This is a genomic window from Limnobacter sp. SAORIC-690 (assembly GCF_002954425.1).
Lineage (GTDB): Bacteria > Pseudomonadota > Gammaproteobacteria > Burkholderiales > Burkholderiaceae_B > Limnobacter > Limnobacter profundi.
Window position 1 is genome coordinate 2,589,642 of record NZ_MQVZ01000001.1, and the last position, 1,083, is coordinate 2,590,724.

Below are 1,083 nucleotides of genomic sequence, written 5' to 3' on the forward strand. Positions count from 1 at the left end.
GCATCCACAGCGGCATTGTGGAAGTCCTCGATGCTGCCCGCCATGCGGCGGCACGCAGCGTCAATGCGCTGATGACCGCCAGCTATTGGGAGATTGGCCGTCGGATCGTGGAAGCCGAGCAGCAGGGCAAGCGGCGCGCCGGGTACGGCGAACAGTTGATCGAACGGCTGTCGGCCGACCTGACCGCGCAGTTCGGGCGCGGGTTCAGCCGCCCGAACTTGCAGCAGATGCGGTCGTTCTTCCTGACCTGGCCAATTCGCCAGACAGTGTCTAGCGAATCTTCCCCGGCGCCGGTGGCGCGTCCCTGGCACCTCGATGAGCTGGCCCAGGTCTTCACGCTGCCGTGGTCGGCCTACGTCCGGCTGCTGTCGGTCAAGGACGGCCATGCCCGCCAGTTCTACGAGGCCGAAGCCCTGCGCGGCGGCTGGAGCGTGCGCCAGCTCGATCGCCAGATCAACAGCCAGTTCTACGAACGCACGGCGCTATCGAAGAACAAGGCGGCGATGCTGGTCAAGGGCGCCGTGCCGAAGCCCGAGGATGCCGTCACCCCCGACGACGCGATCAAAGACCCGTATGTGCTGGAGTTCCTCGACCTCAAGGACGAGTATTCGGAATCCGACCTTGAGCAAGCCCTGATCCGGCGGCTGGAGGATTTCCTGCTCGAACTGGGCGATGGGTTCGCCTTCGTCGGGCGGCAACGTCGGTTGCGCATTGACCAGACCTGGTATCGGGTCGATCTGCTGTTCTTCCATCGTCGGTTGCGCTGCCTGGTCATCATCGACTTGAAGCTCGGTGCGCTGACACATGCCGACGTGGGCCAGATGCACCTGTATTGCAACTACGCGAAGGAGCACTGGACGTTCGCCGACGAGAACCCGCCCGTGGGCCTGATCTTGTGTGCGGACAAGGGCCACGCCCTGGCGCGGTACGCGCTGGAGGGCTTGCCCAGCAAAGTAATGGCAGCGAATTACCGGATGGTGCTGCCGGATGCCGAAGTGCTGCAAAAGGAACTGGAGAACACGCGGCGTCTGATCGAATCTCGCGGAACGATCGTTTCCAAGAAGCGCAAGCGATAACCGGGCG

General features: G+C 63.6%; 1 protein-coding gene. It reads left to right on the forward strand.

The annotated features are described in order from the left end of the window. Nucleotides 1-2 precede the first annotated feature (2 nt). Complete coding sequence (locus tag BSZ31_RS12365; RefSeq protein WP_240605704.1) at nucleotides 3-1,076, forward strand: YhcG family protein; 1,074 nt, start codon at nucleotides 3-5, stop codon at nucleotides 1,074-1,076. Nucleotides 1,077-1,083: the final 7 nt, after the last annotated feature.